This is a genomic window from Spiroplasma endosymbiont of Lariophagus distinguendus, from assembly GCF_023846195.1.
In the GTDB taxonomy this organism is placed as follows: domain Bacteria; phylum Bacillota_I; class Bacilli_A; order Mycoplasmatales; family VBWQ01; genus Spiroplasma_E.
The window spans coordinates 1-7468 of record NZ_JALMUW010000051.1 but is presented as its reverse complement, the minus strand read 5'-3'; the positions used below and the strand labels follow the sequence as shown (position 1 = coordinate 7468).

7 protein-coding genes are annotated in these 7468 nt (G+C 23.7%); 5 read left to right on the top strand and 2 right to left on the bottom strand.

Annotated elements, in window-relative coordinates; genetic code table 4:
- The 5 genes from M0D11_RS04645 to M0D11_RS04625 form a co-directional block, all read left to right on the top strand.
- Window positions 1-800, top strand: an 800-nt coding sequence (locus tag M0D11_RS04645; RefSeq protein ID WP_252320538.1) for a hypothetical protein, incomplete at its 5' end; no start/stop codon positions are given.
- Between the two features lie 207 nt (window positions 801-1007).
- Entirely contained in the window at window positions 1008-2729 is a 1722-nt protein-coding gene (gene ptsP, locus M0D11_RS04640) for a phosphoenolpyruvate--protein phosphotransferase (protein WP_252320536.1), read from the top strand.
- An 84-nt stretch (window positions 2730-2813) separates the two neighbouring features.
- On the top strand, window positions 2814-3323 hold the full coding sequence (locus M0D11_RS04635) for a PTS sugar transporter subunit IIA (protein WP_174481513.1): 510 nt from the start codon (window positions 2814-2816) through the stop codon (window positions 3321-3323).
- Between the two features lie 108 nt (window positions 3324-3431).
- Window positions 3432-4394, top strand: a complete 963-nt coding sequence (locus tag M0D11_RS04630) for an alpha/beta hydrolase (protein WP_252320534.1) — start codon at window positions 3432-3434, stop codon at window positions 4392-4394.
- Between the two features lie 193 nt (window positions 4395-4587).
- Complete coding sequence (locus M0D11_RS04625; protein WP_252320532.1) at window positions 4588-5070, top strand: hypothetical protein; 483 nt, start codon at window positions 4588-4590, stop codon at window positions 5068-5070.
- A 46-nt stretch (window positions 5071-5116) separates the two neighbouring features.
- On the opposite strand, the gene M0D11_RS04620 is transcribed toward M0D11_RS04625, so the two are convergent.
- Both M0D11_RS04620 and M0D11_RS04615 read right to left on the bottom strand, forming a co-directional pair.
- Window positions 5117-6424 carry a hypothetical protein gene (locus M0D11_RS04620; RefSeq protein ID WP_252320530.1) on the bottom strand — a complete coding sequence of 436 codons (1308 nt, stop codon included), beginning with the start codon at window positions 6422-6424 and terminating at the stop codon, window positions 5117-5119.
- Between the two features lie 146 nt (window positions 6425-6570).
- Window positions 6571-7468 (bottom strand): AAA family ATPase (locus tag M0D11_RS04615; RefSeq protein WP_252320528.1); only part of this gene is annotated, 898 nt, incomplete at its 5' end.

Sequence of the window (7468 nt, the reverse complement as noted above, 5' to 3'; positions counted from 1 at the left end):
CTATTAAAGAAATTATAAAAAATAGTTTATCCAATACTAACTTTTTTTTGACAACATTATTAATAAATCATTTAGTTATTACTGCTTCTTCTGCTGAAACATTAACATGAGAATCTTATAAAGAAGATATAGTATCAATTAATAATATTATTTCAACTATTGTTCGTGCTACAGTAATGAGATTTGTTAATGAATGTTTTATTAAAAATTCATTAAATACAATTTTTGAACCAGTAAAAAATTATTTTTGCCCTCAAAATAATGATCATACATTGCTACAATCATTTAAAAATTGAGTTAAAAATCAAAATAAATTAAGTCAATTAGGAGTCTTTATCATTAGTTTTCTTTTTATTAGCGCTATTACTAATGCTATTAAAACTTATGCAGCAGATGTTACACAAAATAAAGGTGATTGAAAAAAAGCTTGAATTCAATTTAAAGAAACATTTCCAAAATTAGGAATGGTATTATCAGCACTTGGTGTAACTAGTTCTGATTTATATAATTTAACAAATAAAATGAAACCAGCTTTTAAATTAATATATAAGCAAGAAGAGCAACAAAAAATTATTGATGAAGTATTATCTGAATTACCAAATATAATAAATCAAGCAAATGGGAATGCTGCTAGTGATGGAAGAGGTTTTCTTACTAGAAAAATAAATGGTCATATTAATAATATTAATGAATGAGATGAAAATAATGTGCAAGATATAAATAACTCAGATAGAGAATATCTTATTCCTAATAATAATCGTAATCATGATCGTTCTCTTATCCAATGCGTAACTATCTAATTATATTAATATAGTGAAAAGATTCCTACTTTTAATTTCATTAAAAGTAGGAATTAACATATATGAAAAATATTTAAAAATATTAAAATCATTTTTATTTACAAAAAGTTTAAATTATAATAAATATTTTATACAATATTTCATTTTTTTTATTATAATTTAGTAGACTATTAATAAACATATTTTATAAGGAGTGAAATATATATAATGTTAAAAATGAAAGGTATTGGTGCTAGTAATGGCATTGCTCTAGCCAAAGCATTAATTTTAAAACATGAAACTATCAAAACTAATCCTAAAAAAATTGATGAAAAAGAAATAGAAGGAGAAGTTAAAAAGTTACATGATGCCTTAAAAATAGCAGGTGATGAAATTAAACAACTCATCCAAAATACAACAAAAACTTTAGGTGAAGAAAAAGCCGCTGTTTTTGAAGCTCATTTTTTAGTAACAACTGATACAGTATTAATTGAAGATACTGAAAAGTTAATTAAAGAAGAAAAATATAATGCTGCTAATGCTTTAGAAAGTACTGCTAATAAAGCAATTGCAACATTTCAATCAATGGATGATGATTATTTTCGTGAACGTGCTGCTGATGTTATTGATGTTCGTGATCGAATTTTACGTAAAATTTTAAATATTAAAACTATTGATTTAAGTGCAATTAAAGAAGAAACAATTATTGTTAGTCATGATCTAACACCTTCAGAAACAAGTCAATTGAATCCTAAATTTGTTAAAGGATTTTTATGTGATATTGGTGGTAGAACTTCTCATGCAGCAATTATGGCTCGTAGTCTTGGTATTCCAGCGGTTCTTGGATTAAAAAATGTTACTACAAAAGTAAAAAATAATCAATTTTGTGTATTAGATGGTAATACTGGTGAAATTGAAATTGATTTAAATAGTAGTGAAAAAAATAAATGAGTTGCTAAACAAAACGCATGAATTGAAGAACAAAAAGAATTATTAGTATTTAAAGGTAAATTAACTAAAACCAGTGATAATCATGAAGTAAAGTTAGAAGCAAATATTGGTTCACCTAAAGATATGATTAAAGCAATTGAATATGATGCACAAGGAGTAGGACTTTTTAGAAGTGAATTTCTTTATATGGAAAGTAGTGATTTTCCAAGTGAAGATATTCAATTTGAAGAATATAAAAAAGTATTGTCTGCTACTAAACATAAAGTTGTTATTAGAACTTTAGATATTGGTGGTGATAAAGAATTATCATATTTAGATTTACCAAAAGAAATGAATCCTTTCCTTGGTTATCGTGCCATTCGTTTGTGTTTAGATCGTAAAGATATTTTTAAAACTCAATTACGTGCTTTAATTCGTGCTTCAGCTTTTGGTAAATTAGCTATTATGTTTCCAATGATTGCCACTGTTGAAGAATTTAAAGCAGCTAAAGCATTATATGAAACTTGCAAAAAAGAATTGATTAAAGAAAAAGTTAAAGTTAGTGATGATATTCAAGTTGGAATGATGATTGAAATTCCAGCAGCAGCAGTTAATGCCGAAACATTTGCTAAATATGCAGATTTCTTTTCAATTGGAACTAATGATTTAATTCAATATAGTTTAGCCGTTGATCGTATGTCAGAAAAAGTGTCTTATTTATATCAACCATATCATCCATCAATTTTACGTTTGATTAAGATGACAATTGATTGTGGACATAAATATAATCGTCCTGTTGCCATGTGTGGTGAAATGGCTGGTGATAAAATTGCTGTTCCACTACTAGTTGGTCTAGGGCTAGATGAATTTTCAATGTCTGCATCTAGTGTTTTAGAAACTAGAAAAATTATTAGTACTTTAAATAAAAAGGATACAGAAATATTAGCATCAAAAGCATTACAATGTGAAACCAATGAAGAAGTTAAATCATTAGTAGAAAAATTTTTATCAAAAAAATAAAAATATTATTTATTTTTAAAGTTACATTATTTAATGTTAAAATTATAAACATCTAATTTACATAATTTTGAGGAGAATCGACATATGTTTTTCAAGAAAAAAAAACAATTACCTTTATTAATTTATGCGCCAGTTACTGGTAAAGTTATTAACCTTAGTAAAGTTGAAGATCCAGTATTTGCTCAGGAAATGTTAGGGACTGGTTTTGCTATTATTCCTGAATATAAAGATAAAGATGGAGTTGAATTTGTATCACCATTTGATGGAAAATTAGCAACAGTATTTAATACAGGACATGCTTATGGTATTAAAGATGTAAATACAGGTATTGAATGTTTAGTTCATATTGGTATTGATACTGTTGAATTAGCTGGTAAGGGCTTTGATATTAAAGTTGAACAAGGTAAACCAATTAAAAAATCAGAAGTAATGGTAGTTGCTAATTTACAAGAAGTTAAGAATAAAGGTAAAAAAGTAACAACACCAATTGTTTTCACTAATGAAACAATGGAAGGTTATGTTGTAAAGCAAGTAGTAAAAGATGATGAACAAGTAACGGTTGGTCAATTAATTGCTGAAGTCACTAAGAAATAAATATTTTTATTAAAACAAAACCTTAAATGGTTTTGTTTTAATAAAAACAAAATTAATTTGATAAAATATTAGTAAGTATTTATATATTATTGGAGGGTATCATTTATTATGGATAATTTTTGGCAACATTATTGATGAGCAGTACTTATTGTAGTTTTAGCTATGTTAATAATACTTTATATTTTATATAGAATTTATCAAATTTTCCATATTGATTATCACTGAGAACTGAATCGTCATTTTCCACAATGAAGTAATGAGGGAATCATTACTAGGGATAACTATTTTTTACATACTGAATTTAAATTTGTTGATAATAGTAAATATATTATTATTGGTATTCATGGTATGGGTGCCTCTTTAACAGACTTTAAAACAGCTGCTAAGTTTTTTACTAAACATGGTATTTCATTTTTAAGTTTTGATCAACGAGGTTGAGGAGAAAATGAAAAATGAAAATATCATACTTTAGGAACAACTATTAATGATATTAAAGATATTATAACGGTTTTGAATGAACATTATCCTAATAAAAAAATTTTATTAATGGGTGAATCATTAGGTTCGGCATTAACAGCATTAGCAATTAAAAGATTACCAAAAATGATTGATGGTGCAATTTTAACTAATTTTGTTACTAAGAAACAAATATTTAAAATAAAACCTTCATTAGTTTGTCATGCAATTTGAGGATTTCTATTTTATAAACATCATCCATTACCTATTACTTTTGATATGGAAACAATTTCTATTAACTCTAATTATATTAAAAAAGGGAAAATTAGAGCAATGACTAATATGAAATTTACATTATTATTTTCTTTACAAGCACAAAAATTAAGTAAACAAGTACCAAAAAATCTTAATAATGCTAAATGTCCGGTTTTGATTGTTCAATCTGCAAAAGATATATTTGCCGATTTTGATAAAATTGAAAAAAATAATAAACGTTGAAGACAGGGGATAACTTATAGTTTTTATGAAGAAGGTAATCATGCAATTTTAAATGAACCCAATATTAATATTATTTTAGAAGATGTTTTAACTTGAATAGAAAAAGAACATATATAATGATTATTTATGTTATTAGATCAAAAAAATAATTAGAAAATTTAAAAATAGTAAATAATAGTTGATTGAGTAATTTTTACTTTATAGTTATAATAGTATTTATAATTTAATAATTGTTCATACCTAGTATAGTAATTTAACTATACTAGGTTTTATTAAATTAAAATTATATGTGAAAAGGAAGATAAAAATTATGAATATTATTGCAGATCAAAAAGAATTAATGAATAGAATTGAAGGTTTATTAGAAGAAATTGAAAATAAAATTGAAGTAGAAAGAAGAATTGATAAAACTAAAAAAGAAATATTAGGTGATATTTCAGATTCTGTAGGTACTCCTGCCTATATGCAAACAGCTGGACTAGTACAATATATTAAACAACAATTAAACGAGGAGAAGTCAAAAACAAATCCTAATATTAAACAATTAATGTCAATTATGTCAGAACTTAATGAAGTAAAAGAAAAAATAGATGTCACAGGTCAAGAGTATAATTGACGTAATGCTAGAAAATATCAAACATCTAATAATCCTGAATTTTTAAAAAGAATTGAAAACCTTAAAGTTGAGTGTTTAGAAATTCGCGAAGAATATTTAATTAATAATTCTAATCAAATGGCAGAAAACCAATCATCAGCATCTAATCAAAGTCCTGTAAGACAACATTCATTGTAAAAATAATGCCTTAATTAAGGCATTATTTTTTATATATTAAATTTAATTATTTTTTAAATTGAAAACTAATATTATCTAAATCAATTGCTAAACTACAACCAGCAATTAAATTTGGTGATGAAGTAACACGTGCATTTCATTGATAATAAATATTATTATCATCGTGGTATACATAAAGATCAATAATTGGAAGTTGAATAATAAGATCAGAAATTGCTACAACATTATAAGGATTTTGTAGTTCATATTTAATATTTTTATTAGTAGTAATATTATTAGTATCACCAGTGAGATTATTATTTTCTTTATATGTACCCATATTATTAATTGATAGTTTAGAATTATTAAAATTAAATTTAGGATAAAGTTGTGAAAATTGTTCTCAATTTTTTGCATATTTAGTTCAATTTAAAATGATTTGTTGATCACTATTTTTTAATCAATCATTTTTATTAATATTGCTAAAGTCTTCTTTATAATGATAGTTAATATTTTGATTTATATTTTGGACATTTCATTTTGTATAGTAAATTGCTACTAAGTTATTATCATTATCAAAAATAAAATTTAATGAGTAATCTTTTATATTTAGGAAAAGAGGTGAATTTTTAATAAAGTTAAAGATGTTAGTATTTTCAACAATTAAGTTAATAATATTATTTGTTAATTGGTTACTAATTAGTTTGTTTAAACTGCTTTTATTAATGAATTGTTGGCTGATATTATAAGCTATTGCTAAAGAAATTTTATTATTAATAGCAGCATCAGCAATGTAATATAGTCCTAAGTTCTCACTAAGATTGTTATTATTTTCAATTTTAGAAGCACCAGCAATGTTAGAAATATCAATATTTTGTTCAAGACCACCAAATTGTAAATATGTTCAATTATTGTCACCAACAAAATTATTTTGTTGATATTCACTAAAATTGTAAGCATCAGAATAATTAGGATTGCTTTTAAGTGATGTTACTTTCTTCTTGGTAATCATTTCTTGTTTTGTATTTTCAATATCTGATTTATCTTTATTAGGAATAGTAACTTTGGTATTATAAACTAGGTTACCTGTTGTATCTACTAAGAAGACGTTTCTAGCATTGGTAAAAGTATAACTTTTTAATGCTGAAGTATCATAACTATAAAATTTATGATCGGTTGTTGATTGGTTAGTAATTCAGTCACTATTATTTAAATATTGATATTGATTATTAAATAATGATGTTTGATTAGCTGTGGCATTTGCTTTTTGTAAATCATTTTTGTTAGTATTAAAGTGATTCACACTAGTTAAAATAGTGGTACTTGTTGCTAGTGAAAAAATACCAACTGTTAAAATATTTATTGTTTTTCTCATATTTTATACCTTTAAAGTTAATATATAATTTTAATAAAGATATAAAGTTTATATCATCATTAAAATTATAACGATATTAAACTATCGTTATTTATATTATAGTACTTTTAGTGAAATTCTACAATGTGATTAGGGAAAATTAGTAACTACTCTTTCGATTTATTAATAGAATTTAATATATCATCTGAAAGTATTGATTTAATAAATTTTTCAGTTAAATATATATCTTTTTTAGTTTTAATATGCTCATCAGTAATTAACTTGTATAAATCATCAATATTATAAATGAATTTTGAAAACATTTCATGAGTTCTTATTTCATTAATATGTTTTTGTTCTGCGTTATTTATTTGTATAAGAGAATAATTAAATTTATTTAAAATAATATTATGTATAAAATTTTCAATTTTTTTATTTAAATCATCATTTTTTTGATTTTCAAAATAAATTCTAATTAAATCTTCTTTTATATTTTCAAATAATTCATCACGTAACTTTTCCATATGAAATAAAGTTATTAATGGAAAGATACCACTATTTCTTATATTATTGACATTCTTAGCTTTTATTAGTGTAGTTTTACCTTCTTCATTCATATCAGCAATATAAATATTTTCATTTAAATTAGGTATTAAAAATGGTGAATGAGAAGTCATTAAAATAAATACATTATTATTATTTGTAAAATTTAATTTCAAATAATTAGCTAATTCATATTGCAATAATATATGTAAACTTTTATCAGGTTCATCTACTAATAATATAGTTCTTCCATATCGATTTTTATCTCAATCTTTCACGACTTCTAGCATTATTATTAATCATAAAAATGCTTTAAATCCTGAACTTTGATAAATAGTTTCTGAAGTTGAAAAATATCTATTTTCTTTTCCTCTTATAATTATTTGAAATATTTGATCATCAATAACTATTTCTGGTATTACATTAACAGTAAAATTTTTAAAAATATTTGTAAAACATTTTTTAGCTTGTCTTGCTAATTTATCTTTTAAACTTCTAATATTAGTTCTATTGGAATCAGAG